At 39.7% G+C, this 23,286-nt stretch carries 37 protein-coding genes and 1 pseudogene; 37 read left to right on the forward strand and 1 reads right to left on the reverse strand.

From position 1 onward, the window contains the following. Window positions 1–102 precede the first annotated feature (102 nt). From NSB03_RS15810 to NSB03_RS15990, 37 genes and pseudogenes are all read left to right on the forward strand, one after another. Window positions 103–566 (forward strand): annotated as a pseudogene (locus NSB03_RS15810) (group II intron maturase-specific domain-containing protein); the annotation flags it as partial. A gap of 169 nt (window positions 567–735) precedes the next feature. Beyond that, window positions 736–1,059, forward strand: coding sequence for a DUF3467 domain-containing protein (locus NSB03_RS15815; RefSeq protein WP_024988098.1), 324 nt, complete (start codon window positions 736–738; stop codon window positions 1,057–1,059). 930 nt (window positions 1,060–1,989) lie between these two features. Further along, the gene (gene rpsL, locus NSB03_RS15820) at window positions 1,990–2,391 is read left to right on the forward strand and encodes a 30S ribosomal protein S12 (RefSeq protein WP_024988099.1); all 402 of its coding nucleotides are present in this window, start codon (window positions 1,990–1,992) and stop codon (window positions 2,389–2,391) included. 146 nt (window positions 2,392–2,537) lie between these two features. Then, a complete protein-coding gene (rpsG, locus tag NSB03_RS15825; RefSeq protein WP_005791536.1) occupies window positions 2,538–3,014 on the forward strand; it encodes a 30S ribosomal protein S7 in 477 nt (158 codons plus the stop codon). Between the two features lie 38 nt (window positions 3,015–3,052). Then, a complete protein-coding gene (gene fusA, locus NSB03_RS15830; RefSeq protein WP_024988100.1) occupies window positions 3,053–5,170 on the forward strand; it encodes an elongation factor G in 2,118 nt (705 codons plus the stop codon). Between the two features lie 81 nt (window positions 5,171–5,251). Beyond that, entirely contained in the window at window positions 5,252–5,557 is a 306-nt protein-coding gene (gene rpsJ / locus NSB03_RS15835) for a 30S ribosomal protein S10 (protein WP_002558075.1), read from the forward strand. A gap of 18 nt (window positions 5,558–5,575) precedes the next feature. Continuing rightward, window positions 5,576–6,193, forward strand: a complete 618-nt coding sequence (gene rplC, locus NSB03_RS15840) for a 50S ribosomal protein L3 (protein ID WP_024988101.1) — start codon at window positions 5,576–5,578, stop codon at window positions 6,191–6,193. Further along, window positions 6,193–6,819, forward strand: coding sequence for a 50S ribosomal protein L4 (gene rplD / locus NSB03_RS15845; protein WP_024988102.1), 627 nt, complete (start codon window positions 6,193–6,195; stop codon window positions 6,817–6,819). The genes rplC and rplD overlap by 1 nt, the downstream gene beginning before the upstream one ends. A gap of 16 nt (window positions 6,820–6,835) precedes the next feature. Beyond that, the gene (rplW, locus tag NSB03_RS15850; RefSeq protein WP_024988103.1) at window positions 6,836–7,126 is read left to right on the forward strand and encodes a 50S ribosomal protein L23; all 291 of its coding nucleotides are present in this window, start codon (window positions 6,836–6,838) and stop codon (window positions 7,124–7,126) included. A 5-nt stretch (window positions 7,127–7,131) separates the two neighbouring features. Beyond that, complete coding sequence (gene rplB, locus NSB03_RS15855) at window positions 7,132–7,956, forward strand: 50S ribosomal protein L2 (protein WP_121767039.1); 825 nt, start codon at window positions 7,132–7,134, stop codon at window positions 7,954–7,956. 20 nt (window positions 7,957–7,976) lie between these two features. Further along, complete coding sequence (gene rpsS, locus NSB03_RS15860; protein WP_007747939.1) at window positions 7,977–8,246, forward strand: 30S ribosomal protein S19; 270 nt, start codon at window positions 7,977–7,979, stop codon at window positions 8,244–8,246. A gap of 36 nt (window positions 8,247–8,282) precedes the next feature. Next, on the forward strand, window positions 8,283–8,693 hold the full coding sequence (gene rplV / locus NSB03_RS15865) for a 50S ribosomal protein L22 (protein WP_005675428.1): 411 nt from the start codon (window positions 8,283–8,285) through the stop codon (window positions 8,691–8,693). A gap of 5 nt (window positions 8,694–8,698) precedes the next feature. Beyond that, a complete protein-coding gene (rpsC, locus tag NSB03_RS15870) occupies window positions 8,699–9,430 on the forward strand; it encodes a 30S ribosomal protein S3 (RefSeq protein WP_005675430.1) in 732 nt (243 codons plus the stop codon). 23 nt (window positions 9,431–9,453) lie between these two features. Beyond that, window positions 9,454–9,888: a 50S ribosomal protein L16 gene (gene rplP, locus NSB03_RS15875; protein ID WP_004291234.1), complete on the forward strand. Its 435-nt coding sequence runs from the start codon at window positions 9,454–9,456 to the stop codon at window positions 9,886–9,888. A 5-nt stretch (window positions 9,889–9,893) separates the two neighbouring features. Next, window positions 9,894–10,091 (forward strand): 50S ribosomal protein L29, encoded by a 198-nt coding sequence (rpmC, locus tag NSB03_RS15880; protein WP_005675431.1) that lies wholly within the window; start codon window positions 9,894–9,896, stop codon window positions 10,089–10,091. Next, on the forward strand, window positions 10,088–10,357 hold the full coding sequence (gene rpsQ / locus NSB03_RS15885) for a 30S ribosomal protein S17 (RefSeq protein ID WP_004296341.1): 270 nt from the start codon (window positions 10,088–10,090) through the stop codon (window positions 10,355–10,357). Before rpmC ends, rpsQ begins: the two co-directional genes overlap by 4 nt. Window positions 10,358–10,359: 2 nt before the next feature. Next, window positions 10,360–10,725 (forward strand): 50S ribosomal protein L14, encoded by a 366-nt coding sequence (gene rplN, locus NSB03_RS15890; RefSeq protein ID WP_024988104.1) that lies wholly within the window; start codon window positions 10,360–10,362, stop codon window positions 10,723–10,725. A gap of 20 nt (window positions 10,726–10,745) precedes the next feature. Continuing rightward, on the forward strand, window positions 10,746–11,075 hold the full coding sequence (gene rplX, locus NSB03_RS15895; RefSeq protein WP_007747948.1) for a 50S ribosomal protein L24: 330 nt from the start codon (window positions 10,746–10,748) through the stop codon (window positions 11,073–11,075). Continuing rightward, entirely contained in the window at window positions 11,075–11,632 is a 558-nt protein-coding gene (gene rplE / locus NSB03_RS15900; protein ID WP_024988105.1) for a 50S ribosomal protein L5, read from the forward strand. The genes rplX and rplE overlap by 1 nt, the downstream gene beginning before the upstream one ends. Before the next feature lie 5 nt (window positions 11,633–11,637). After that, window positions 11,638–11,937: a 30S ribosomal protein S14 gene (gene rpsN / locus NSB03_RS15905; RefSeq protein WP_024988106.1), complete on the forward strand. Its 300-nt coding sequence runs from the start codon at window positions 11,638–11,640 to the stop codon at window positions 11,935–11,937. Between the two features lie 52 nt (window positions 11,938–11,989). Further along, window positions 11,990–12,385, forward strand: coding sequence for a 30S ribosomal protein S8 (rpsH, locus tag NSB03_RS15910; protein WP_024988107.1), 396 nt, complete (start codon window positions 11,990–11,992; stop codon window positions 12,383–12,385). 15 nt (window positions 12,386–12,400) lie between these two features. Next, complete coding sequence (gene rplF, locus NSB03_RS15915; RefSeq protein ID WP_004296335.1) at window positions 12,401–12,970, forward strand: 50S ribosomal protein L6; 570 nt, start codon at window positions 12,401–12,403, stop codon at window positions 12,968–12,970. A 21-nt stretch (window positions 12,971–12,991) separates the two neighbouring features. Beyond that, window positions 12,992–13,336: a 50S ribosomal protein L18 gene (rplR, locus tag NSB03_RS15920; RefSeq protein WP_024988108.1), complete on the forward strand. Its 345-nt coding sequence runs from the start codon at window positions 12,992–12,994 to the stop codon at window positions 13,334–13,336. Window positions 13,337–13,341: 5 nt separating this feature from the next. Beyond that, a complete protein-coding gene (rpsE, locus tag NSB03_RS15925; RefSeq protein WP_024988109.1) occupies window positions 13,342–13,860 on the forward strand; it encodes a 30S ribosomal protein S5 in 519 nt (172 codons plus the stop codon). Between the two features lie 9 nt (window positions 13,861–13,869). Beyond that, window positions 13,870–14,046 carry a 50S ribosomal protein L30 gene (rpmD, locus tag NSB03_RS15930; RefSeq protein ID WP_004296332.1) on the forward strand — a complete coding sequence of 59 codons (177 nt, stop codon included), beginning with the start codon at window positions 13,870–13,872 and terminating at the stop codon, window positions 14,044–14,046. Window positions 14,047–14,078: 32 nt separating this feature from the next. After that, window positions 14,079–14,525 (forward strand): 50S ribosomal protein L15, encoded by a 447-nt coding sequence (gene rplO, locus NSB03_RS15935; RefSeq protein WP_024988110.1) that lies wholly within the window; start codon window positions 14,079–14,081, stop codon window positions 14,523–14,525. 4 nt (window positions 14,526–14,529) lie between these two features. Then, complete coding sequence (secY, locus tag NSB03_RS15940) at window positions 14,530–15,870, forward strand: preprotein translocase subunit SecY (protein WP_024988111.1); 1,341 nt, start codon at window positions 14,530–14,532, stop codon at window positions 15,868–15,870. 15 nt (window positions 15,871–15,885) lie between these two features. Then, on the forward strand, window positions 15,886–16,683 hold the full coding sequence (gene map, locus NSB03_RS15945) for a type I methionyl aminopeptidase (RefSeq protein WP_024988112.1): 798 nt from the start codon (window positions 15,886–15,888) through the stop codon (window positions 16,681–16,683). Between the two features lies 1 nt (window position 16,684). Further along, window positions 16,685–16,903: a translation initiation factor IF-1 gene (gene infA, locus NSB03_RS15950; protein WP_002558052.1), complete on the forward strand. Its 219-nt coding sequence runs from the start codon at window positions 16,685–16,687 to the stop codon at window positions 16,901–16,903. Window positions 16,904–16,911: 8 nt separating this feature from the next. Next, window positions 16,912–17,028 carry a type B 50S ribosomal protein L36 gene (gene ykgO / locus NSB03_RS15955; protein WP_002558051.1) on the forward strand — a complete coding sequence of 39 codons (117 nt, stop codon included), beginning with the start codon at window positions 16,912–16,914 and terminating at the stop codon, window positions 17,026–17,028. Between the two features lie 33 nt (window positions 17,029–17,061). Next, window positions 17,062–17,442 carry a 30S ribosomal protein S13 gene (gene rpsM, locus NSB03_RS15960; protein ID WP_004296328.1) on the forward strand — a complete coding sequence of 127 codons (381 nt, stop codon included), beginning with the start codon at window positions 17,062–17,064 and terminating at the stop codon, window positions 17,440–17,442. Between the two features lie 11 nt (window positions 17,443–17,453). Continuing rightward, window positions 17,454–17,843, forward strand: coding sequence for a 30S ribosomal protein S11 (rpsK, locus tag NSB03_RS15965; protein ID WP_004296327.1), 390 nt, complete (start codon window positions 17,454–17,456; stop codon window positions 17,841–17,843). Between the two features lie 116 nt (window positions 17,844–17,959). Then, entirely contained in the window at window positions 17,960–18,565 is a 606-nt protein-coding gene (rpsD, locus tag NSB03_RS15970; protein ID WP_004296326.1) for a 30S ribosomal protein S4, read from the forward strand. An 11-nt stretch (window positions 18,566–18,576) separates the two neighbouring features. Beyond that, complete coding sequence (locus NSB03_RS15975; protein WP_004296325.1) at window positions 18,577–19,569, forward strand: DNA-directed RNA polymerase subunit alpha; 993 nt, start codon at window positions 18,577–18,579, stop codon at window positions 19,567–19,569. 3 nt (window positions 19,570–19,572) lie between these two features. Continuing rightward, window positions 19,573–20,076 carry a 50S ribosomal protein L17 gene (gene rplQ, locus NSB03_RS15980; RefSeq protein ID WP_024988114.1) on the forward strand — a complete coding sequence of 168 codons (504 nt, stop codon included), beginning with the start codon at window positions 19,573–19,575 and terminating at the stop codon, window positions 20,074–20,076. Window positions 20,077–20,225: 149 nt separating this feature from the next. After that, entirely contained in the window at window positions 20,226–20,621 is a 396-nt protein-coding gene (locus NSB03_RS15985) for a DUF8440 family protein (RefSeq protein WP_024988115.1), read from the forward strand. A 101-nt stretch (window positions 20,622–20,722) separates the two neighbouring features. Further along, window positions 20,723–21,265, forward strand: a complete 543-nt coding sequence (locus NSB03_RS15990; protein WP_024988116.1) for a DUF8460 domain-containing protein — start codon at window positions 20,723–20,725, stop codon at window positions 21,263–21,265. A 33-nt stretch (window positions 21,266–21,298) separates the two neighbouring features. Here the strand turns inward: NSB03_RS15990 and NSB03_RS15995 are convergent, their stop codons facing one another. After that, window positions 21,299–23,125: a MutS family DNA mismatch repair protein gene (locus tag NSB03_RS15995; protein WP_024988117.1), complete on the reverse strand. Its 1,827-nt coding sequence runs from the start codon at window positions 23,123–23,125 to the stop codon at window positions 21,299–21,301. Between the last annotated feature and the right edge of the window lie 161 nt (window positions 23,126–23,286).

Below are 23,286 nucleotides of genomic sequence, written 5' to 3' on the forward strand. Positions count from 1 at the left end.
AACTGTTAATACCCCTTCCGCCAACTACAGACGGACGCGACAAGAAGAGCCGGGGTAAGTTGAAATATCAGCTATAATATTATGACTGAAGAGAATTTAAACAGGCTCTTAGGTTATTCTTTTTATACTTCCAAAGGTAAATTTGAATTATGCGTACATCCAAAATCCAAATTCAAGATGAAGACCCGTCTGAAAGACCTGACGGGTCGTAGCAACGGAATGGGATATGAGCGTAGGAAACAAAAACTCAAGGAGTATATAGGAGGCTGGACAGGTTATTATCATCTTGCTAATATGAAACGTTTTCTCTAGGAAACAGACGAATGGTTACGACGTCGCATACGTATGTGCATATGGAAATCTTGGAAGAACCCTAAGACGAGAATATCAAACCTGATTCGATGTGGAATCCCTAAAAGGAAAGCCCATGAATGGGGGATACTCGGCTGGAGTACTGGCGTATTGCTGACAGTCGGGTAACACACAGCTCTATGACTAACGAACGACTAAAAATCGCCGGTTATCCAACCCTCTATGACGAATACCTCAAATGGTATCCCAAATAAAGAACCCCCACGTGCGGAACCGCATGTGGGGTGGTGTGAGAGGTCGGAAAACAAAAGTAGGAAAAAACTACTTCGTTTTCCTCCTACTCGATTTTGTAAGGACATATTTTCTTTCTTACGAAAAAAATGTTTTTCTTTGCATGATAACTTTATAACATTCATCAGATATATGGAAGAGCAAAACAATAATGGTCAGCTGCAGATAGAATTGAAAGAAGAAGTGGCGCAAGGAACGTATGCCAACCTTGCTGTTATAACGCATTCGAGTTCGGAATTTATTCTTGATTTTATACGTGTGATGCCGGGGATGCCGAAAGCCGGTGTGCAGTCGCGTGTCATCCTTACTCCTGAACATGCGGTGCGCCTGTTGCATGCATTGCAAGACAATGTGCGCAAATATGAATCGGTGTTCGGTCCAATCCGGATTCCGGAGAATAACAACAAGAAAGATACGTATATTCCCCCATTGGATGGTTTCAAAGGAGAAGCATAGTCCGTTGTTAAAGCCGATATGCTTGTTCTTTTGATTTGATAATTTATAAGAATGTAATGATAGGGCGAGAAGGAATTCTTTTAGCCCTGTCATTGTGTTATCTATCCTCTGGGTGGTTTCGCTTTTAGTAATCCAATAATATCGGTACTTGATTTTTGTTTGACCGGAACATAGTATTTATTGTTTCTCCAGGAAAGTATGGTGGCTTCATCAGCTTTCCATACCTGTCGGTTCTTGAAAAGCACTCCAGCCATTTTCTACATATTCGGGCAAAGTTCTCCTTCCATTCGCTGACTGCTTTCCGGATTTGCTCTATTTCTACTTTTTTATCTTCCACAGGTTTTCTTTCATTGCCACAGCCGTCTGTTATTACGCATTCCCCTCAAATATCTGCCATACCATACAGAAATAATCGGAGTTGCACCTGCCATCCTTCCCGGAAGGGAAGAGGACTTTAGTACTCTGGTTATATCAAGCCCACAGTAATCTAACCGTTTTCTTGCGAAGGCTTACCGATTACAATACGAACAACTATTCTTTTTCTTACTAAAAACTATTCGTCTGACTATAGTGTTCATTTCGTCTAATTATAGTCAGACGAAACGAACACTATAGTCAGACGAGTAAATTTATGCATTCCGGCAGCTACTCTTTAGACAACGGAGGGATAAACCTTAGGTTATTCTCCGCTATTCCTTCCCTTGTGTCCGACTGGAACATTCGCAACCTCTTCTTAAACCACCCTTGCCTTCTGTCCGAGCACCACAGAATGGCGGAAGAAAAGGAGAGAATACAACCATAAAAAATATTAAAAGAGAAAAAAAGAGCATAGCAGGTTGTCTATTCAAATATTAATTCGTACTTTTGCACCCCGAAATGTATAGTTACGAAATTAATATAACAATAATATAAATCAAAAAAACAATTAAAATGCCTACAATTCAGCAATTAGTAAGAAAAGGACGCGAAGCGCTGGCGGAGAAGAGCAAATCTCCGGCTTTGGATTCATGTCCTCAAAGACGTGGCGTTTGCGTGAGAGTGTACACAACTACTCCGAAGAAGCCGAACTCTGCAATGCGTAAAGTAGCTCGTGTACGTTTGACAAACCAGAAAGAGGTGAACTCTTACATCCCGGGCGAAGGACACAACTTGCAGGAGCACTCCATCGTTCTCGTACGTGGCGGTCGTGTGAAAGACCTTCCGGGTGTGCGTTATCACGTTGTTCGCGGAACACTTGATACGGCAGGTGTAGCAGGTCGTACTCAAAGACGTTCCAAATATGGAGCTAAACGTCCGAAACCGGGACAAGCAGCACCGGCTAAGAAAAAATAAAGATTAAAATCTTGTTAAAATTTTAAAGTAATAACTTACGTTTTAGTTTGTTGGAGATGCTAAAGGTTGAGTAAATTCTCCGGAGGGAGAGTTGAAGAAGTCAAGAAGTAGACAACCAAGAACAAAACATTATTTTTTTTAAACAAATGAGAAAAGCTAAACCAAAAAAACGTGTCATCCTTCCGGATCCCGTTTTTAATGATCAAAAGGTTTCTAAGTTTGTGAACCACTTGATGTATGACGGTAAGAAAAATACATCTTATGAAATCTTTTACGCCGCTCTGGAAACAGTGAAAGCAAAACTTCCTAACGAAGAAAAAACAGCTCTCGAAATCTGGAAAAAGGCTTTGGATAATGTGACTCCGCAAGTGGAAGTTAAGTCTCGCCGTGTAGGTGGTGCTACTTTCCAAGTTCCTACAGAAATTCGCCCCGATCGCAAAGAATCAATCTCCATGAAGAACCTGATTCTGTTTGCGCGCAAAAGAGGTGGTAAATCAATGGCTGATAAGTTGGCTGCCGAGATCATGGATGCTTTCAATGAGCAAGGCGGTGCATTCAAACGTAAGGAAGATATGCACAGAATGGCAGAAGCTAACCGCGCATTCGCTCATTTTAGATTCTAATACTGTATTTGTAAAAACTTAAAGTAGAGGAAATTAAAATGGCTAAGCAAGATTTACATTTGACTCGTAATATCGGTATCATGGCTCACATCGATGCCGGAAAAACAACAACTTCTGAACGTATCCTATTCTACACTGGATTGACTCACAAGATCGGTGAAGTACACGACGGTGCCGCTACAATGGACTGGATGGAACAGGAACAAGAACGTGGTATTACTATTACATCTGCTGCTACGACAACAAGATGGAAATATGCCGGTGATACTTACAAAATTAATTTGATTGACACTCCGGGACACGTTGACTTTACCGCAGAGGTAGAACGTTCATTGCGTATTCTCGATGGTGCTGTAGCTGCTTACTGTGCAGTAGGTGGTGTAGAACCGCAGTCGGAAACGGTATGGCGTCAGGCTGACAAATACAATGTTCCGCGTATCGCATACGTAAACAAAATGGACCGTTCGGGTGCCGACTTCTTCGAAGTAGTGCGTCAGATGAAGGATGTTTTGGGAGCAAATCCCTGTCCGATCGTTATTCCTATCGGTGCTGAAGAAACTTTCAAAGGTCTTGTAGACTTGATTAAAATGAAAGCTATCTACTGGCATGATGAAACAATGGGAGCTGACTATTCTATAGAAGAAATCCCTGCCAACCTGGTAGACGAAGCCAATGAATGGAGAGATAAAATGCTCGAGAAAGTGGCTGAATTCGATGATGCTTTGATGGAGAAATATTTTGACGATCCTTCTACTATTACAGAAGAAGAAGTGTTGAGAGCGCTCCGCAATGCTACCGTTCAGATGGCCGTTGTTCCGATGCTGTGTGGCTCTTCATTCAAGAACAAAGGCGTTCAGACATTGCTCGATTATGTTTGTGCTTTCTTGCCTTCTCCGCTGGATACGGAAAATGTAATCGGTACAAACCCGGATACTGGTCTTGAAGAAGACCGCAAACCGAGTGAAGACGAAAAAACTTCTGCTTTGGCGTTTAAGATTGCTACCGACCCGTATGTTGGTCGTCTGACTTTCTTCCGTGTATATTCAGGTAAGATTGAAGCCGGTTCATACATCTATAACACCCGCTCTGGTAAGAAAGAACGTGTTTCACGTCTGTTTCAGATGCACTCAAACAAGCAGAATCCGGTTGAAGTAATCAGCGCAGGTGATATCGGTGCAGGTGTAGGTTTCAAAGATATCCACACAGGTGATACATTGTGCGACGAAACAGCTCCGATTGTATTGGAATCCATGGACTTCCCGGAACCGGTAATCGGTATCGCCGTTGAGCCCAAGACTCAGAAAGACATGGATAAGCTGTCTAACGGTCTGGCTAAACTGGCTGAAGAAGACCCGACATTTACAGTGAAGACTGACGAACAGACAGGACAGACTGTAATCTCAGGTATGGGTGAGCTTCACTTGGATATCATTATCGACCGTTTGAAACGTGAGTTCAAGGTAGAATGTAATCAGGGTAAACCTCAGGTTAACTACAAAGAGGCCATTACTAAAACAGTCGACCTTCGCGAAGTTTACAAGAAGCAGTCGGGTGGTCGCGGTAAGTTTGCTGATATCATCGTTAAGATTGGTCCGGTTGACGAAGATTTCAAAGAAGGCGGATTGCAGTTCATCGACGAAGTGAAGGGTGGTAACATTCCGAAGGAATTCATTCCATCAGTTCAGAAAGGTTTCGTAACTGCAATGAAGAACGGTGTATTGGCCGGTTATCCGCTGGATTCATTGAAAGTGACTTTGATCGACGGTTCATTCCATCCGGTTGACTCAGATCAGTTGTCTTTCGAAATCTGTGCTATCCAGGCCTACAAGAACGCTTGTTCTAAGGCAGGTCCTGTGTTGATGGAACCTGTCATGAAGCTGGAAGTTGTAACTCCGGAAGAAAATATGGGTGACGTTATCGGCGACTTGAACAAACGTCGTGGTCAGGTTGAAGGAATGGAATCAAGCCGTTCGGGTGCCCGCATCGTGAAAGCAATGGTTCCGCTGGCCGAAATGTTCGGTTACGTAACAGCATTGCGTACCATCACTTCGGGTCGTGCAACCTCATCTATGACCTATTCTCACCACGCTCAAGTTTCTACTTCTATTGCGAAAGCAGTATTGGAAGAAGTGAAGGGACGTGCTGATTTACTCTAAAATATCTAAAGCAGCAGGCTAGCGAATGACTCTTAGCCTGCCGCTTTATCTTATTTATAATTATCTTAATTTAAACACATAATGAGTCAGAAAATTAGAATTAAATTGAAATCTTACGACCACAACTTGGTTGACAAATCGGCTGAGAAGATTGTAAGAACCGTAAAGGCTACGGGTGCTATCGTTAGCGGTCCGATTCCTTTGCCTACGCACAAGCGTATTTTTACAGTGAACCGTTCGACTTTCGTTAACAAGAAGTCTCGCGAACAGTTTGAACTCTCTTCTTATAAGAGATTGATCGACATCTATAGCTCAACAGCTAAGACGGTAGACGCCTTGATGAAGCTGGAGTTGCCGAGTGGTGTGGAAGTAGAAATTAAAGTTTGATAATTAAAAATTAGTGAAATGCCAGGATTATTAGGAAAAAAAATCGGAATGACATCCGTTTTCAGTGCTGATGGTAAGAACGTACCATGCACTGTTATCGAAGCAGGTCCTTGTGTTGTTACTCAAGTTAAGACTGTAGAAAAAGATGGCTATGCAGCAGTTCAGTTGGGTTTCCAGGATAAAAAGGAAAAACATACTACGAAACCGTTGATGGGTCACTTCAAAAAAGCAGGAGTAACGCCGAAGAGACACTTGGCTGAGTTCAAAGAATTTGAAACAGAATTGAATCTGGGTGATACAGTTACCGTAGAGTTGTTCAATGACGCAAACTTTGTAGACGTTGTTGGTACTTCAAAAGGTAAAGGTTTCCAGGGGGTAGTAAAAAGACATGGTTTCGGTGGTGTAGGCCAGACTACTCATGGACAGCACAACCGTGCTCGTAAACCGGGTTCTATCGGTGCTTGTTCTTACCCTGCAAAAGTATTCAAAGGAATGCGCATGGGTGGACAGCTTGGTGGTGACAGAGTCACTGTACAAAACTTGCAAGTATTAAAGGTAATCGCGGAACACAACCTTCTTCTGATCAAAGGTTCTATCCCGGGTTGCAAAGGTTCAATCGTATTAATTGAGAAATAATGGAAGTTAACGTATATAACATTAAAGGTGAAGACACTGGGAGAAAGGTTACGTTAAACGAATCTATCTTCGGAATTGAGCCCAACGACCACGCTATCTATTTGGACGTAAAACAATTTATGGCTAATCAGCGTCAGGGTACTCATAAGTCAAAAGAAAGAAGTGAAATCAGTGGTTCTACACGCAAAATCGGTCGCCAGAAAGGTGGTGGCGGTGCTCGTCGTGGTGATATGAACTCACCGGTTCTCGTTGGTGGTGGTCGCGTGTTCGGTCCGAAACCCAGAGACTACTACTTCAAGTTGAATAAAAAAGTTAAGACATTGGCTCGTAAGTCAGCTCTGTCTTATAAAGCTCAGAACAATGCAATCGTTGTCGTAGAAGACTTCACTTTCGAAGCTCCGAAGACAAAAGACTTTGTTGGAATGACAAAAAATCTTAAAGTTTTCGACAAAAAACTACTTGTGGTTTTACCGGAAGCAAATAAAAACGTATATTTGTCAGCTCGTAACATCAAAGGTGTTAATGTACAGACTATCTCAGGATTAAATACTTACAGAGTATTGGATGCTGGGGTTATCGTGCTTACAGAAAACTCTTTGAAAGCTATTGACAATATCTTAATTTAAAAAGGAGGCTTAAATAATGGGAATTATTATTAAACCGTTGGTAACAGAAAAAATGACTGCAATCACAGACAAACTGAATCGTTTCGGCTTTGTAGTGCGTCCTGAAGCTAACAAACTGGAAATTAAGAAGGAAGTTGAAGCTCTTTATAATGTTACAGTAGTTGATGTGAATACCTTACGGTATGCTGGCAAAAATAAGAGCCGTTATACGAAAGCAGGTATCATCAATGGTCGTACGAATGCATACAAAAAAGCAGTCGTTACATTGAAAGAAGGAGATACTATTGATTTTTATAGCAATATTTAATAAAAATGGCAGTACGTAAATTTAAGCCCACAACACCGGGGCAAAGACATAAAATTATTGGTACTTTCGAAGAAATTACTGCATCAGTACCAGAAAAGTCTCTTGTGTATGGTAAGAAATCATCCGGAGGTCGTAACAACGAAGGTAAGATGACAATGCGCTACATTGGTGGCGGTCATAAAAAGGTGATTAGAATTGTTGATTTCAAGAGAAATAAAGACGGTGTTCCAGCAGTAGTTAAAACGATAGAATACGATCCGAACCGTTCGGCTCGTATCGCTTTGTTATTTTACGCTGATGGAGAAAAAAGATACATTATTGCTCCCAATGGATTGCAAGTTGGCGCGACTTTAATGTCAGGTGAAACAGCTGCACCGGAAATCGGTAACGCTCTTCCGCTTCAAAACATCCCGGTGGGTACTGTAATCCACAACATCGAATTACGTCCGGGACAGGGCGCAGCGCTGGTTCGCTCGGCCGGTAACTTCGCACAGTTGACTTCTCGTGAGGGTAAGTACTGTGTAGTCAAGTTGCCTTCAGGTGAAGTAAGACAGATTCTTAGCACATGCAAAGCTACTATCGGTAGTGTAGGTAACTCAGATCATGGATTGGAAAGTTCAGGTAAAGCTGGACGCTCTCGTTGGCAAGGACGTCGTCCTCGCAACCGTGGTGTTGTTATGAACCCGGTTGATCACCCGATGGGTGGTGGTGAAGGACGTGCTTCCGGAGGTCACCCAAGATCACGTAAGGGATTGTACGCTAAGGGACTTAAGACAAGAGCTCCTAAAAAACAGTCATCTAAGTACATTATTGAGAGAAGAAAAAAGTAATCTGATTAATTGAGTAAACTATGAGTCGTTCATTAAAAAAAGGTCCATATATCAACGTAAAACTCGAAAAGAGAATTCTTGCAATGAATGAATCGGGCAAGAAAGTCGTAGTAAAGACTTGGGCCAGAGCTTCAATGATTTCGCCTGATTTTGTAGGCCATACTGTTGCAGTTCACAATGGAAATAAATTTATTCCTGTTTATGTTACCGAAAATATGGTAGGACACAAGTTGGGCGAATTCGCTCCAACTCGTACATTCAGAGGACACGCTGGTAACAAGAAAAAATAACAGGATTTATTTGAAATAATAAAGTAATAAATAATAATGGGAGCAAGAAAAAAAATATCGGCTGAAAAGAGAAAAGAAGCCCTTAAGACCATGTATTTTGCAAAATTGCAAAATGTTCCTACTTCTCCGCGCAAGATGCGTCTGGTGGCAGACATGATTCGCGGCATGGAAGTGAACAGAGCACTTGGTGTTTTGAAATTTTCTTCAAAAGAAGCTGCTGCAAGAGTGGAAAAACTGCTTCGCTCTGCAATTGCTAACTGGGAACAGAAAAACGAACGTAAGGCAGAAAGCGGCGAATTGTTCGTAACAAAGATTTTTGTTGATGGTGGAGCTACGCTTAAAAGAATGAGACCGGCACCACAGGGTAGAGGTTATAGAATTCGCAAACGTTCAAATCACGTAACATTGTTCGTTGGTGCTAAAAGTAATAACGAAGATCAAAATTAAGGTAGATGGGACAAAAAGTTAATCCAATAAGCAACCGTTTAGGAATTATCAGAGGATGGGATTCTAACTGGTACGGTGGAAATGATTACGGTGATTCTTTGCTGGAAGATAGCAAAATCCGTAAATATCTTAATGCAAGACTTGCAAAGGCAAGTGTATCGAGAATCGTAATTGAACGTACGCTGAAGCTCGTTACTATTACTGTTTGTACTGCTCGTCCGGGTATTATTATCGGTAAAGGTGGCCAAGAAGTTGATAAGTTAAAAGAGGAGTTGAAGAAGGTTACCGACAAGGATATTCAAATTAATATCTTTGAAGTGAAAAGACCGGAACTGGACGCTGTGATTGTTGCTAATAACATCGCTCGTCAGGTAGAAGGTAAAATTGCCTATCGCCGTGCCATTAAGATGGCTATCGCAAACACAATGCGTATGGGAGCTGAAGGTATCAAAATTCAGATTTCAGGACGTTTGAATGGAGCTGAAATGGCTCGTTCTGAAATGTATAAAGAAGGAAGAACTCCGTTGCACACTTTCAGAGCTGATATCGACTACTGTCATGCAGAAGCGTTGACTAAAGTAGGTCTGTTGGGTATCAAAGTTTGGATTTGTAGAGGTGAAGTGTTTGGTAAGAGAGAATTGGCTCCGAACTTTACGCAAAGCAAAGAAAGTGGTCGTGGAAACAATGGTGGAAACAACGGCGGAAAGAACTTCAAAAGAAAGAAAAATAATCGCTAAACGAATTTGAATTTTAGGAAACTATGTTACAACCGAAAAAGACAAAATTCAGAAGACAACAAAAAGGCCGTCAGAAAGGTAATGCCCAGAGAGGTAACCAGTTGGCCTTTGGTTCTTTTGGCATAAAGGCTTTGGAGACTAAGTGGATTACAGGCCGTCAGATCGAAGCTGCTCGTATTGCAGTAACAAGATATATGCAACGTCAAGGACAGATCTGGATCCGTATATTCCCGGACAAACCGATCACTAGAAAACCTGCCGATGTACGTATGGGTAAAGGTAAAGGTGCTCCGGAGGGATTTGTGGCTCCTGTGACTCCAGGTAGAATCATCATTGAAGCTGAAGGGGTATCTTACGAAATCGCGAAAGAAGCATTGCGCTTAGCTGCTCAAAAGCTTCCTATTACAACGAAGTTTGTCGTAAGACGTGATTATGATATTCAAAATCAAAATGCGTAAGTGTTATGAAAATTGCAGAAATTAAAGAAATGACTACTAGTGATTTAGTAGAAAGAGTAGAGGCAGAAACAGCTAATTATGACCAGATGGTTATCAATCATTCTATTTCTCCTTTGGAAAATCCTGCTCAAATCAAACAATTACGCAGGACTATTGCGCGTATGAAAACTGAGTTACGCCAAAGAGAACTTAACAATAAATGATCAGCTTGATGGAAGCAAGAAATTTAAGAAAAGAAAGAACAGGGGTTGTGTTGAGCAATAAGATGGATAAAACGATCACAGTTGCTGCCAAGTTTAAGGAAAAACACCCTATATATGGTAAGTTCGTTAGCAAAACGAAGAAGTACCATGCTCACGATGAAAAAAATGAATGCAATATAGGTGATACTGTAAGCATCATGGAAACTCGTCCTTTGAGCAAGACTAAAAGATGGAGATTAGTAGAAATAATTGAAAGAGCTAAGTAATTATGATACAAGTAGAATCCAGACTTACAGTATGTGATAACAGTGGGGCTAAAGAGGCTATGTGTATCCGCGTTTTAGGCGGTACACGTCGTCGTTACGCTTCGGTGGGGGATGTCATTGTAGTTTCAGTGAAGAGTGTTATCCCTTCTAGTGATGTTAAAAAAGGTGCAGTATCAAAGGCTTTGATTGTACGTACAAAGAAAGAAATCCGTCGTCCTGATGGTTCTTATATACGTTTTGATGATAATGCTTGCGTGTTGTTGAATAATGCAGGTGAAATTAGAGGAAGTCGTATTTTCGGTCCTGTAGCAAGAGAGCTTCGTGCTACAAACATGAAAGTTGTGTCACTTGCGCCTGAGGTACTTTAATTTTGTAAAAGATTTAAGTAATGAGTAAATTACATATTAAAAAAGGCGATACAGTTTACGTAAATGCTGGTGAAGATAAGGGCAAAACTGGTCGTGTATTGAAGGTTCTTGTTAAAGAAGGACGTGCATTTGTAGAAGGTATCAATATGGTATCTAAAAGCACAAAACCGAATGCTAAGAATCCGCAAGGTGGTATCGTGAAGCAGGAAGCTTCTATCCACATTTCAAACTTGAACCCGGTTGATCCAAAAACTGGTAAAGCAACGCGTATTGGGAGAAAAGTAAGTTCTTTGGAAGGTAAAAGAACTGTAGTGCGTTATTCTAAAAAATCAGGAGAGGAGATTAAGTAATGAGTAATACTGCTAGTCTTAAGAAAGAATATGCAGAGCGTATAGCACCTGCATTGAAATCACAGTTCCAGTATTCTTCTACAATGCAGGTACCCGTACTTAAGAAGATTGTTATCAATCAGGGTTTAGGTATGGCTGTTGCTGATAAGAAGATTATTGAAGTTGCAATCAATGAAATGACAGCTATTACAGGTCAGAAAGCCGTAGCTACCATTTCTCGTAAAGATATCGCGAATTTCAAGTTGCGTAAAAAAATGCCGATCGGTGTTATGGTAACTTTACGTCGTGAAAGAATGTACGAATTCCTTGAAAAATTGGTTCGTGTAGCTCTTCCTCGTATCCGTGACTTCAAAGGTATTGAAAGTAAGTTTGATGGTAAAGGTAACTATACCCTTGGTATTCAGGAACAAATCATTTTCCCTGAAATAAATATCGATAGTATTACAAGAATTCTCGGAATGAATATTACCTTTGTAACCTCTGCGCAAACAGATGAAGAAGGTTATGCATTGCTGAAGGAATTCGGTTTACCTTTTAAAAACGCTAAAAAAGACTAATAGATATGGCAAAGGAATCAATGAAGGCACGTGAAGTAAAACGTGCTAAATTAGTAGCCAGATACGCCGAAAAAAGAGCAGCTTTGAAGCAAATTGTTAGAACAGGTGATCCTGCTGATGCATTCGAAGCTGCACAGAAGTTGCAAGAGTTGCCAAAGAATTCTAATCCGATTCGTATGCATAATCGTTGCAAACTGACTGGCCGTCCCAAAGGTTATATTCGCCAATTCGGAATTTCGAGAATTCAGTTCCGTGAAATGGCATCTAACGGACTGATACCGGGCGTAAAGAAAGCAAGCTGGTAATTATTGTTTAAATATTGTCAGGGAAGTCCTGATTAATTTAATTTATTTTTATATGACTGATCCAATAGCAGATTATTTGACGAGGTTGCGGAACGCAATTGCTGCAAAGCACAGAGTAGTTGAAGTTCCCGCTTCGAATTTGAAAAAAGAAATCACTAAGATTCTTTTTGAGAAAGGCTACATTCTTAACTATAAGTTTGTAGAAGATGGACCGCAAGGAACTATTAAGGTTGCCTTGAAGTATGATTCTGTTAACAAAGTTAACGCAATCAAAAAATTAGAAAGAATATCTTCTCCTGGTATGCGTAAGTATACCGGTTATAAAGATATGCCGCGTGTTATTAATGGGCTGGGTATTGCTATAATATCTACTTCCAAAGGTGTAATGACTAACAAAGAGGCTGCAGAACTGAAGATCGGTGGTGAAGTCTTGTGTTATGTATATTAATTAGGAGGAATTAGAATGTCAAGAATAGGAAAATTACCCATTAGTATCCCTGCTGGAGTGACAGTCACTCTGAAGGATAATGTGGTTACCGTAAAGGGACCCAAAGGCGAAATGAGCCAATATGTGAATCCAGCTATCAATGTTGCTATTGAAGATGGACACGTAACTTTAACAGAAAACGATAAAGAAATGCTTGATAATCCGAAGCAGAAACATGCTTTCCACGGTTTGTATCGTTCATTGGTTCATAACATGGTTGTGGGCGTATCTGAAGGATACAAAAAAGAGTTGGAACTTGTCGGTGTAGGTTATCGTGCCTCTAACCAAGGTAACATCATTGAGCTGGCTTTAGGTTATACACACAATATTTTCATTCAATTGCCTGCTGAGGTAAAAGTTGAAACTAAGTCTGAAAGAAATAAGAATCCTCTTATTATATTGGAATCGTGTGACAAACAGTTGCTTGGTCAAGTTTGCTCTAAAATACGTTCTTTCCGTAAGCCTGAACCATACAAGGGTAAAGGTATTAAGTTTGTTGGCGAAGTAATTCGTAGAAAGTCTGGTAAATCAGCCGGCGCTAAGTAAATCATATAAAATTAGATTATTATGACAACAAAAATAGAAAGACGAGTTAAGATCAAATATAGAGTACGCAATAAGATTTCAGGTACTACTGAATGTCCGCGTATGAGTGTATTTAGAAGTAACAAGCAAATTTATGTCCAGATTATCGATGATCTTTCTGGTAAGACATTGGCTGCTGCTTCTTCTTTAGGTATGACTGAAAAAGTTGCTAAAAAAGAACAAGCTGCTAAAGTTGGTGAAATGATTGCTAAAAAGGCTCAGGAAGCAGGTATAACTACTGTTGTTTTTGACCGTAATGGTTACTTGTATCATGGGAGAGTAAAAGAAGTGGCTGATGCTGCTCGTAACGGTGGACTTAAATTTTAATCATTATGGCAGGAGTTAATAATAGAGTTAAGATTACTAACGATATAGAACTGAAGGATAGATTGGTTGCTATTAATCGTGTTACTAAAGTTACCAAAGGTGGTAGAACTTTTAGTTTCTCTGCAATCGTTGTTGTAGGTAACGAAGAAGGAATCATTGGTTGGGGACTTGGTAAAGCAGGTGAAGTAACAGCTGCTATCGCTAAAGGTGTTGAGTCAGCTAAAAAGAATTTGGTGAAAGTACCTATTTTGAAAGGTACTGTTCCTCATGAACAATCAGCTAAATTTGGTGGTGCTGAAGTATTCATCAAACCTGCATCTCACGGAACCGGTGTTGTAGCTGGTGGTGCTATGCGTGCTGTATTGGAAAGTGTTGGTGTTACTGATGTTTTGGCTAAATCAAAAGGTTCTTCAAATCCGCATAACCTTGTTAAAGCCACAATTGAAGCTTTGAGTGAAATGCGTGATGCAAGAATGGTTGCTCAAAACAGAGGTATTAGTGTTGAAAAAGTATTTAGAGGATAAGGAGGAGATATGTCAACTATAAAGATCAAACAAGTTAAAAGTAGAATTGGTGCTCCGGCTGATCAAAAAAGAACTCTTGATGCACTGGGACTTCGTAAACTGAACCGTGTGGTTGAACACGAAAGCACTCCTTCAATTCTTGGAATGGTAGATAAAGTAAAACACTTGGTTGCCATTGTTAAGTAATTATTTGTTGAATAATAAAACGAAATTACAATATGAACTTAAGTAATTTAAAACCTGCAGAGGGATCTACTAAGACAAGAAAAAGAATTGGACGTGGTGCTGGTTCTGGCTTAGGCGGTACTTCTACAAGAGGTCATAAAGGAGCTAAATCAAGATCTGGATACTCAAAGAAAATCGGTTTTGAAGGTGGTCAGATGCCTCTTCAACGTCGAGTTCCTAAATTTGGTTTTAAGAATATCAATCGTGTAGAATATAAAGCAATCAACTTGGATACTATCCAGAAACTAGCTGAAGCTAAGAGTCTGGCAAAAGTTGGTGTTAACGACTTTATCGAAGCAGGATTTATTTCTTCAAATCAGTTGGTAAAAGTATTGGGTAATGGAACTCTGACTAACAAGCTGGAAGTAGAAGCTCATGCATTCTCTAAGACTGCGACTACTGCTATCGAGGCTGCTGGTGGAACTGTAGTAAAACTCTGATTCAATGAGAAAAGCTATTGAAACATTAAAGAATATATGGAAGATTGAGGATCTGAGACAGCGGATCCTCATTACCATATTGTTCGTAGCAATTTATCGTTTCGGATCATATGTCGTATTACCGGGTATTAATCCGGCAATGCTGGCAAAATTGCACGAACAAACAAGTGAAGGCCTTTTAGCCTTGTTAAATATGTTCTCTGGAGGAGCATTTTCTAATGCCTCTATTTTTGCATTAGGAATCATGCCTTATATCTCTGCATCTATCGTAATCCAGTTGTTGGGAATTGCTGTGCCGTATTTCCAGAAACTGCAACGTGAGGGTGAGAGCGGCAGAAGAAAAATGAATCAATATACTCGTTATCTTACGATCGCTATATTGTTAGTTCAGGCGCCTTCTTATTTGCTCAATCTTAAAATGCAGGCTGGCCCTTCCTTAAATGCTTCATTAGATTGGACTCTGTTTATGATTACCTCTACCATTATTTTGGCAGCAGGTAGTATGTTTATTTTGTGGCTTGGTGAAAGAATTACTGATAAAGGTATTGGTAATGGTATTTCATTTATCATTTTAATCGGTATTATCGCTCGTTTCCCTGATGCTCTATTACAGGAAGTTGTATCAAGAGTGGCAAATAAGAGTGGTGGTCTGATTATGTTTATAATTGAAATCGTATTCTTATTGTTAGTGATTGGCGCTGCAATTCTTTTAGTTCAAGGAGTGAGAAAGATTCCCGTACAGTATGCTAAGAGAATTGTGGGTAACAAACAATATGGTGGTGCGAGACAGTACATTCCTTTGAAAGTGAATGCAGCTGGTGTAATGCCTATCATATTTGCTCAGGCAATCATGTTTATACCTATTACATTTATCGGTTTCTCAAATGTAAATAATGCGGGCGGTTTCTTGCATGCGTTTACAGATCATACAAGTTTCTGGTATAATTTTGTCTTTGCGGTAATGATTATATTATTTACATATTTCTATACTGCAATTACAATTAATCCGACTCAGATGGCTGAGGATATGAAGAGAAATAATGGTTTCATCCCTGGCATTAAACCAGGAAAGAAAACAGCAGAGTATATTGATGATATTATGTCTCGTATTACTTTACCTGGTTCTCTCTTTCTGGCTTTAGTTGCTATTATGCCTGCTTTTGCCGGTATATTCGGTGTACAAGCCGGTTTCGCTCAATTCTTCGGTGGTACGTCTTTGTTAATTCTTGTAGGTGTGGTTCTTGATACGCTACAACAGGTTGAAAGTCATTTGTTGATGAGACACTATGACGGTCTGTTGAAGTCTGGTCGTATTAAAGGACGCGCTGGTGTAGCGGCATATTAATTCTTTAGATTAGAAATGATATTTCTTAAAACAGAAGATGAAATAGAATTGCTCCGTCAGAGCAACCTGCTTGTCGGAAAGACTTTGGCAGAGGTTGCTAAATTGGTGAAGCCCGGTGTAACTACACGTGAGTTGGATAAAGTTGCTGAAGAGTTCATAAGAGATCATGGGGCAACTCCAACTTTCAAAGGATTTCCGAATCAGTATGGAGAACCGTTTCCCGCATCTCTCTGTACTTCTGTAAATGAGCAGGTGGTGCATGGAATTCCAAACGATATTGTTCTAAAAGAAGGTGATATCGTGTCGGTGGATTGTGGAACATATATGAATGGTTTTTGTGGTGATTCCGCTTATACTTTTTGTGTAGGAGAGGTGGATGAAGAAGTCCGTAATTTGTTGAAGGTAACTAAAGAAGCGTTATATATTGGCATTCAGAACGCAGTGCAAGGCAAAAGAATCGGAGATATCGGGTATGCTATCCAGCAATATTGTGAGTCTCATTCTTATGGTGTAGTGCGTGAGTTTGTTGGTCATGGTATTGGTCATGAAATGCATGAAGACCCTCAGGTTCCCAACTATGGTAAGAGAGGATATGGTCCTTTGATGAAGAGAGGACTTTGCATAGCGATAGAGCCAATGATAACACTGGGAAATCGGCAAGTGATTATGGAACGTGACGGATGGACTGTTAGAACTAGAGACCGTAAATGTGCTGCACACTTTGAACATACGGTGGCAGTAGGTGCTGGTGAAGCTGATATTTTGTCATCATTCAAATTCATAGAAGAAGTTTTAGGAGATAAAGCAATATAATATGGCAAAGCAATCTGCAATAGAACAAGATGGAGTTATAGTTGAAGCATTGTCAAATGCAATGTTTCGTGTTGAATTAGAAAACGGACATGAGATTACTGCACATATTTCGGGCAAGATGCGGATGCATTACATTAAGATCCTGCCGGGAGATAAAGTGAGAGTCGAAATGTCTCCTTACGACTTATCGAAAGGAAGAATTGTGTTTAGATATAAATAAAATAAGATATGAAAGTAAGAGCATCATTAAAGAAACGCACGCCAGAATGTAAGATCGTTAGACGTAATGGCCGTTTGTATGTTATTAACAAGAAAAATCCTAAGTATAAACAACGTCAAGGATAATTTGTTATTTTTGCAAAAAAAATAATTTAGTATATGGCTATAAGAATAGTTGGTGTAGATTTGCCTCAGAACAAGAGAGGTGAAATTGCGTTGACCTATGTATATGGAATAGGTCGCAGTAGTTCAGCAAAAATTTTAGATAAAGCTGGTGTGGACAAGGATCTGAAGGTTAAAGACTGGACAGATGATCAAGCTGCTAAGATTCGTGAGATTATCGGTGCAGAGTATAAAGTAGAAGGTGACCTTCGTTCCGAAATCCAATTGAACATTAAGCGATTAATGGATATTGGTTGCTATCGTGGTGTACGTCACCGTATTGGTCTGCCTGTAAGAGGTCAGAGCACAAAGAACAATGCACGTACTCGTAAGGGTAGAAAGAAAACCGTTGCTAATAAGAAAAAAGCTACTAAATAATAATTGTTGATATGGCAAAAAAAACAGTTGCAGCTAAAAAGAGAAATGTGAAAGTAGACGCTAATGGACAGTTGCATGTTCATTCATCTTTCAACAATATTATTGTTTCTCTTGCAAACAGTGAAGGGCAGATTATTTCTTGGTCATCTGCTGGTAAAATGGGATTTAGAGGTTCTAAAAAGAATACTCCTTATGCAGCTCAGATGGCTGCCCAGGATTGTGCTAAAATAGCATTCGATCTTGGCCTTAGAAAGGTAAAAGCATATGTGAAGGGTCCAGGTAACGGACGTGAGTCTGCTATTAGAACTATCCACGGTGCTGGTATCGAAGTTACTGAAATCATTGACGTAACTCCGCTTCCACATAATGGTTGTCGTCCTCCAAAAAGACGTAGAGTTTAATTTACCTTTAACTTACAATGATCTTGATTTTGTTTTTGGATTACATTAATTTCTCTCTGTAATCGCGGCTGCAACAAATTGAGTTCATGAATAAACAATTAAATATTTAAAAAGAAATGGCTAGATATACTGGACCAAAATCAAGAATCGCCCGTAAATTCGGTGAAGGAATCTTTGGAGCTGATAAAGTTTTGTCAAAGAAAAACTACCCTCCCGGACAACACGGTAATTCAAGAAAAAGAAAAACTTCTGAATATGGTGTGCAACTTCGTGAAAAGCAGAAAGCTAAATACACCTATGGAGTTTTAGAGAAACAATTCCGCAATTTGTTTGAAAAAGCAGCTACTGCTAAAGGTATTACTGGTGAGGTACTCCTTCAATTGCTGGAAGGCCGTCTTGACAATGTAGTATTCCGTTTGGGTATTGCTCCTACACGTGCTGCTGCTCGTCAGTTGGTTAGTCACAAGCACATCACTGTAGATGGTGAAGTAGTAAACATTCCTTCATTTGCAGTAAAACCGGGTCAATTGATTGGTGTTCGTGAAAGATCTAAATCTTTGGAAGTAATTGCTAATTCTCTCGCAGGTTTCAATCATAGCAAATATGCTTGGTTGGAATGGGATGAAGCTTCAAAAGTTGGTAAAATGTTGCACATACCTGAAAGAGCAGACATTCCTGAGAACATTAAAGAACATTTGATCGTTGAATTGTATTCTAAATAATAATTAATTTCATGGCGATATTAGCATTTCAAAAACCTGATAAAGTATTAATGTTGGAGGCGGACTCCAGATTCGGTAAATTCGAATTCCGTCCGTTGGAACCGGGTTTTGGTATTACTGTAGGTAATGCATTACGCCGTATCCTTCTTTCTTCATTAGAGGGTTTTGCTATCACTACCATCAGAATCGACGGTGTGGAGCATGAATTTTCTAGTGTACCTGGAGTAAAAGAGGATGTTACCAACATTATCTTGAATCTGAAACAAGTGAGATTCAAGCAAGTAGTTGAAGAGTTCGAGAGCGAAAAAGTGAGCATCACTGTCGAGAATTCCAGTGAATTTAAAGCAGGTGACATAGGTAAGTATTTGACTGGATTTGAAGTGTTAAATCCGGAATTAGTTATTTGTCATTTAGATTCTAAGTCAACTATGCAGATTGATATTACAATTAACAAAGGACGTGGCTATGTGCCTGCTGATGAAAATCGCGAGTATTGCACGGACGTTAATGTAATTCCAATCGACTCTATTTATACACCGATACGTAATGTCAAGTATGCTGTAGAAAACTTCCGTGTAGAACAGAAGACTGACTACGAAAAGCTAGTGCTTGAAATTAGTACCGACGGTTCTATACATCCGAAAGAAGCGCTGAAAGAAGCTGCAAAAATCCTGATTTATCACTTCATGTTGTTCTCTGACGAGAAGATCACGCTTGAAAGTAATGATACTGACGGCAATGAAGAGTTTGATGAAGAAGTATTGCATATGCGTCAGTTGTTGAAGACTAAGCTTGTTGATATGGACTTGTCAGTTCGTGCCCTCAATTGCTTGAAGGCTGCTGATGTAGAAACACTTGGCGACTTGGTACAGTTCAACAAAACTGACCTGCTGAAATTCAGAAACTTCGGAAAGAAATCGCTTACCGAGCTTGATGATTTGCTGGAAAGTCTGAATCTGTCGTTTGGAACCGATATTTCTAAATATAAATTAGATAAAGAATAAAAAATGAGACATAATAAAAAATTCAATCATTTAGGTCGTACTGCTTCTCATAGAAGTGCTATGTTATCTAACATGGCTTGTTCTTTGATCAAGCACAAAAGAATCACTACGACTGTTGCAAAGGCAAAAGCTTTGAAGAAGTTTGTTGAGCCTTTGATTACTAAGTCTAAAGAAGACACTACGAATTCTCGTCGTGTTGTATTTAGCAATTTGCAAGATAAGATTGCAGTAACAGAATTGTTCAAGGAAATTTCTGTTAAGATTGCTGATCGTCCGGGTGGTTATACCCGTATCATTAAGACTGGTAACCGTTTGGGGGATAACGCTGAAATGTGCTTCATTGAGTTGGTTGACTACAATGAGAACATGGCAAAAGAAAAAGTTGCTAAGAAGGCGACTCGTACTCGTCGTTCCAAGAAGAGTGCCGAAGCTGCTCCTGCTGCTGTTGAAGCACCTGCAACTGAGACTTCGAAAGCTGAAGAACCAAAAGCTGAATCAGCAGAATAATTCAACTATTATTCTTATAGATATAAAAAGGCTATTCCATATGGGGATAGCCTTTTTTGTTAGGGGCTTGTTTGCTAGTCCTAAGATAAATTAAAAGATACCCCGGATGAACTTTTCATAAACAGAATCTGTTATATTTGAAAAAGAATATGGTAAAATTTATAAAGGTAATATTGTTTCTGTTGCTGATAGTTACCCTTCACGGGATCGCAGGCAATGTTTTCACCGAAGAACCGGTGGAACAGAAGGAGAATACTATTACATATTCCATGAGACAACACGGACAGATCACTGTTCCTGATTTTCCTTGTTCGCCTGTGGCTGAATTAACAAATTTGCAAAGTCACCAAATATCCGTGACACGTATCCAGCGTGTGCAACTTGGGGAATACTTCACTACATTGAAGAACCTGCTACAATGTTGCGCTGAACGTGACAACTCTCTCTCACAACATTGGGGGCGGATTTATGACACTACAACTTCCTGTTATTGCCAGCCTTCGAGCGAATATTATGTATTTACTTTAAGGCATATTATTATTTAGCCGTTTATTTATTGGTCTTTTTCTTCTGTGATTACTAGTGTAATACGTATGCTGGTAGTCCTTTATATCTTTATTTACTAATAAATTAAACTTTAAATATTATGGCAACTACTCAAGTTATTGATGCTACTATATTTGCATCTTCACATCCCGATATCGCTAAACGTACAAGTATCTCCGGAATTCTAACCTCTTCTGTAATGTTATTGGTCGGTATTCTTGCATTTGGTTCTACCTTTGAGCTGGAAGACAAGTCTTCTACTATTAGTATGGCATTAATGGTGCTTGGAACCGGGCTGTTCCTTATAGGAATTTTTCGCCTTTTCTGGAAATCCAAGGAGGTTGTTTATTTACCTACCGGAAGTGTAACAAAAGAACATAGCATCTTCTTTGATTTGAAGTATATGGACTCTTTGACTGATATGGTAAATTCGGGTTCATTCTCTGCAGGTTCGGTTATTAAAAGCGAGTCAAGTGGTAATATTCGTATGGATGTGCTACTTTCTGAAGACAAGAAGTTTGCAGCTGTTCAGTTGTTCCAATTTGTACCTTATAATTATCAACCGATCACGTCCGTGCAGTATTTTACAAATGATGGAGCTTCAGCAGTCGTAGCTTTTCTTACAAAAAGCAAACAAGGCTGATACGATATAGAACATAACTTTAATTTTCATACATTAAGATGGGGGGAAGTCGTTGGCAACGGCTATCCCCATTTTTTTCATCAAGAAGCAGGCATTCATGTTTTGGGCGACTCCGTCTCTCATTTGATAAGAGAAGGTGAGTTCATTATTCATAATATCTGCTTCGAAACAGTAGTTGCAGATATTCTGTGGGAAAGATTCTATTAAAGTTCCCAGTAAAAGGTCGTGGGTAGCGATAATACCATTGGTATTCATATTCATAAATTGCTTGATGAGGGCAAAAGAACCTTTTTGCTTGTCCATGGAGTTTGTACCTTTCAGAATTTCGTCAAGGATGATAAAAAGCTCTTCTCCTACTTCTAGTTTATCTATGATTAGTTTTAGCCGTTTCAGTTCAGCAAAGAAATAAGATTCGTTATCGGTTAGAGAATCACTGGTGCGCAGACTAGTCACAAGTTGTGCCGGATATATCTTCATCCGGTTTGCCCAAACAGGAGCGCCTATGCATGCTAAAAGATAATTCACCCCTATGGTACGTAAGTAAGTACTTTTGCCCGCCATATTCGCTCCAGTGACAATAATGAAGAAAGGACGTTTGTCGATGTTTATTCCATTGCGTACACATTTGTTACGGTCCATTAAAGGATGACCGAGCGCTTTGGCTTGCAGGTGGAAAGACTGAGAGCAAATCTCCGGATAAATATATCCGGGATGATTGTATGCAAATGTTGCCAGAGAACAGTAAGCATCTATTTCTCCAATTGTTTCTATCCAGCGGGGAAGGTTGTCGGCATGCATTTCTTTCCATTGCTCGATTCGCATCACTTGGCGTAATTCCCAAAATATAAGTCCATTGAGAATAGTACTCATTAGCAAATTGTTTCGTTGGTCTAGTGCATTCATTAATTTGGAAAGCTGGCGAACTGCTTGAGAAGCAGTTTCATTCTTATTGGTAAGTTCCGCTTTTAGCTGTTGCAAGACAGGACTGCGCATCTCCTTTTTCTCTGTAAGAAGAATCTGGTCGGCATATGTAGAAAGAATTTGCAGTTTTTCACCATAAGTTGTTTGTAGTTTCGTGATTCCTTTGGAGAAAATAGAGCTGAATACTACAAAACTTATAAACACTCCGCCAGCAGCGCTGGCAGGTAAAATACCTAAAAAAGCAAGACTTATACATGCGAGATTGATAATACTTACCATTGTCGGGACAATACGTAATAAAGCATGTTTCCGGTAGTAACTCGGGTTGTCGGCCCATTTCTTAATTTCAGCAGTATCGGCAGGCTTTCCTTTATATAGTAATCCGAGTAAGCGGATTTGCTGCCGATATTCCAGTTCGGTTGATAACTCTCGGATAGCTTCCTGGCGTTGTTCAATGGCTTCCTTTTTTTTCAGATGAGTATTGAACCAGTCGGCAAGATGTTGTTTGCCGACAGGTGTTGACGTACGATTGATATATTGGAAAAGAGAATGTTCACCGAATATGTCCAAATCAAATGTATAGAGATGTCCGGGGTCGATATATTCCTCACCATTCTCAAAATCAGAGAAATCATATTGAATAGCTCTCAATTCCTGTTCATTGATTACTATTTTCTTTTTCAGAAAATCCTTCTGGTGAAACCAGAAGTTGTGTCGTTTTACCAGCCAGATAAATAAGATAAAAGGCAGGATGGCAAATACGGAAATATACAGCCCCCCGTCAGACCAAAAGACAATAGCGCCCGTTATGGCGCCAATAAACAAAATCAACCGCAAAAGGCTGATGTAATAAATACGTTTCCGGGTATTTTGTAACTCCAGTTCTGCTTTTTGAATAATTTGTTGATATATAGAGATAATCTGTTCCAGTTTTTCCATGATAAATTCAATACTTTTTCACAAAATTATATAGAAAAATCGATTTTTTCTACACCGGCACAATAAAAACCGAGGCCAACCCTCAAACTCTGCTTCATACTTCGTTTAATTGTTACGAATGTCCTATATTTAAGGAGTGTAACTAAAAAATCTCAAATATG

This window comes from Bacteroides acidifaciens, from assembly GCF_024623065.1.
Lineage (GTDB): Bacteria > Bacteroidota > Bacteroidia > Bacteroidales > Bacteroidaceae > Bacteroides > Bacteroides acidifaciens.

What these genes read in the sequence shown, in the direction of transcription:
- NSB03_RS15815 (WP_024988098.1), top strand. Translation starts at nt 736, where the DNA reads ATGGAAGAGCAAAACAATAATGGTCAGCTGCAGATAGAATTGAAAGAA.
- rpsL (WP_024988099.1), top strand. Translation starts at nt 1,990, where the DNA reads ATGCCTACAATTCAGCAATTAGTAAGAAAAGGACGCGAAGCGCTGGCG.
- rpsG (WP_005791536.1), top strand. Translation starts at nt 2,538, where the DNA reads ATGAGAAAAGCTAAACCAAAAAAACGTGTCATCCTTCCGGATCCCGTT.
- fusA (WP_024988100.1), top strand. Translation starts at nt 3,053, where the DNA reads ATGGCTAAGCAAGATTTACATTTGACTCGTAATATCGGTATCATGGCT.
- rpsJ (WP_002558075.1), top strand. Translation starts at nt 5,252, where the DNA reads ATGAGTCAGAAAATTAGAATTAAATTGAAATCTTACGACCACAACTTG.
- rplC (WP_024988101.1), top strand. Translation starts at nt 5,576, where the DNA reads ATGCCAGGATTATTAGGAAAAAAAATCGGAATGACATCCGTTTTCAGT.
- rplD (WP_024988102.1), top strand. Translation starts at nt 6,193, where the DNA reads ATGGAAGTTAACGTATATAACATTAAAGGTGAAGACACTGGGAGAAAG.
- rplW (WP_024988103.1), top strand. Translation starts at nt 6,836, where the DNA reads ATGGGAATTATTATTAAACCGTTGGTAACAGAAAAAATGACTGCAATC.
- rplB (WP_121767039.1), top strand. Translation starts at nt 7,132, where the DNA reads ATGGCAGTACGTAAATTTAAGCCCACAACACCGGGGCAAAGACATAAA.
- rpsS (WP_007747939.1), top strand. Translation starts at nt 7,977, where the DNA reads ATGAGTCGTTCATTAAAAAAAGGTCCATATATCAACGTAAAACTCGAA.
- rplV (WP_005675428.1), top strand. Translation starts at nt 8,283, where the DNA reads ATGGGAGCAAGAAAAAAAATATCGGCTGAAAAGAGAAAAGAAGCCCTT.
- rpsC (WP_005675430.1), top strand. Translation starts at nt 8,699, where the DNA reads ATGGGACAAAAAGTTAATCCAATAAGCAACCGTTTAGGAATTATCAGA.
- rplP (WP_004291234.1), top strand. Translation starts at nt 9,454, where the DNA reads ATGTTACAACCGAAAAAGACAAAATTCAGAAGACAACAAAAAGGCCGT.
- rpmC (WP_005675431.1), top strand. Translation starts at nt 9,894, where the DNA reads ATGAAAATTGCAGAAATTAAAGAAATGACTACTAGTGATTTAGTAGAA.
- rpsQ (WP_004296341.1), top strand. Translation starts at nt 10,088, where the DNA reads ATGATCAGCTTGATGGAAGCAAGAAATTTAAGAAAAGAAAGAACAGGG.
- rplN (WP_024988104.1), top strand. Translation starts at nt 10,360, where the DNA reads ATGATACAAGTAGAATCCAGACTTACAGTATGTGATAACAGTGGGGCT.
- rplX (WP_007747948.1), top strand. Translation starts at nt 10,746, where the DNA reads ATGAGTAAATTACATATTAAAAAAGGCGATACAGTTTACGTAAATGCT.
- rplE (WP_024988105.1), top strand. Translation starts at nt 11,075, where the DNA reads ATGAGTAATACTGCTAGTCTTAAGAAAGAATATGCAGAGCGTATAGCA.
- rpsN (WP_024988106.1), top strand. Translation starts at nt 11,638, where the DNA reads ATGGCAAAGGAATCAATGAAGGCACGTGAAGTAAAACGTGCTAAATTA.
- rpsH (WP_024988107.1), top strand. Translation starts at nt 11,990, where the DNA reads ATGACTGATCCAATAGCAGATTATTTGACGAGGTTGCGGAACGCAATT.
- rplF (WP_004296335.1), top strand. Translation starts at nt 12,401, where the DNA reads ATGTCAAGAATAGGAAAATTACCCATTAGTATCCCTGCTGGAGTGACA.
- rplR (WP_024988108.1), top strand. Translation starts at nt 12,992, where the DNA reads ATGACAACAAAAATAGAAAGACGAGTTAAGATCAAATATAGAGTACGC.
- rpsE (WP_024988109.1), top strand. Translation starts at nt 13,342, where the DNA reads ATGGCAGGAGTTAATAATAGAGTTAAGATTACTAACGATATAGAACTG.
- rpmD (WP_004296332.1), top strand. Translation starts at nt 13,870, where the DNA reads ATGTCAACTATAAAGATCAAACAAGTTAAAAGTAGAATTGGTGCTCCG.
- rplO (WP_024988110.1), top strand. Translation starts at nt 14,079, where the DNA reads ATGAACTTAAGTAATTTAAAACCTGCAGAGGGATCTACTAAGACAAGA.
- secY (WP_024988111.1), top strand. Translation starts at nt 14,530, where the DNA reads ATGAGAAAAGCTATTGAAACATTAAAGAATATATGGAAGATTGAGGAT.
- map (WP_024988112.1), top strand. Translation starts at nt 15,886, where the DNA reads ATGATATTTCTTAAAACAGAAGATGAAATAGAATTGCTCCGTCAGAGC.
- infA (WP_002558052.1), top strand. Translation starts at nt 16,685, where the DNA reads ATGGCAAAGCAATCTGCAATAGAACAAGATGGAGTTATAGTTGAAGCA.
- ykgO (WP_002558051.1), top strand. Translation starts at nt 16,912, where the DNA reads ATGAAAGTAAGAGCATCATTAAAGAAACGCACGCCAGAATGTAAGATC.
- rpsM (WP_004296328.1), top strand. Translation starts at nt 17,062, where the DNA reads ATGGCTATAAGAATAGTTGGTGTAGATTTGCCTCAGAACAAGAGAGGT.
- rpsK (WP_004296327.1), top strand. Translation starts at nt 17,454, where the DNA reads ATGGCAAAAAAAACAGTTGCAGCTAAAAAGAGAAATGTGAAAGTAGAC.
- rpsD (WP_004296326.1), top strand. Translation starts at nt 17,960, where the DNA reads ATGGCTAGATATACTGGACCAAAATCAAGAATCGCCCGTAAATTCGGT.
- NSB03_RS15975 (WP_004296325.1), top strand. Translation starts at nt 18,577, where the DNA reads ATGGCGATATTAGCATTTCAAAAACCTGATAAAGTATTAATGTTGGAG.
- rplQ (WP_024988114.1), top strand. Translation starts at nt 19,573, where the DNA reads ATGAGACATAATAAAAAATTCAATCATTTAGGTCGTACTGCTTCTCAT.
- NSB03_RS15985 (WP_024988115.1), top strand. Translation starts at nt 20,226, where the DNA reads ATGGTAAAATTTATAAAGGTAATATTGTTTCTGTTGCTGATAGTTACC.
- NSB03_RS15990 (WP_024988116.1), top strand. Translation starts at nt 20,723, where the DNA reads ATGGCAACTACTCAAGTTATTGATGCTACTATATTTGCATCTTCACAT.
- NSB03_RS15995 (WP_024988117.1), bottom strand. Translation starts at nt 23,125, where the DNA reads ATGGAAAAACTGGAACAGATTATCTCTATATATCAACAAATTATTCAA.